Source organism: Collinsella sp. AM20-15AC, from assembly GCF_003471405.1.
Taxonomy (GTDB): domain Bacteria; phylum Actinomycetota; class Coriobacteriia; order Coriobacteriales; family Coriobacteriaceae; genus Collinsella.
This window is the reverse complement of the sequence record NZ_QRJA01000054.1, coordinates 1-337: the sequence shown is the minus strand read 5'-3', so window position 1 is coordinate 337 and position 337 is coordinate 1. Positions and strand designations below refer to the sequence as shown.

Genomic DNA, 337 nt, shown 5'->3' with positions numbered 1-337 from the left:
GGCCGGTCGTGCCGGCGGTGCCGCCGTTGCCGACGGCGGCCTGCCAGCCGACGTTGGAGACGTGGGCCTCGACGGATATGGCGTCGGCGCCGAGGGGCTCGCCGGTCGAGGCGTCGGACAGGACGAGGCGCAGCGCCTCGAGGGGGAGCCCCCTGCCGGTCGTGCCGGCGACCTCGCCGCCGGCGACGGCGCCCATCCAGCCGATATTGGAGACGTGGGCCGAGTATGAGAGCGAGACGGGCGCGGCCGCCTCGGACCGGGCGGGCTCCGCCTGGGCGCCGTCGGCCTGCGAGGCCTCGGGCTGGGAGGCGTCGGCCTGCGCGGGCTGGGCGGCGTC

At 78.3% G+C, this 337-nt stretch carries 1 pseudogene; it reads right to left on the bottom strand.

From position 1 onward, the window contains the following. Positions 1-196 (bottom strand): annotated as a pseudogene (locus DW233_RS10625) (hypothetical protein); the annotation flags it as partial. Positions 197-337 lie beyond the last annotated feature (141 nt).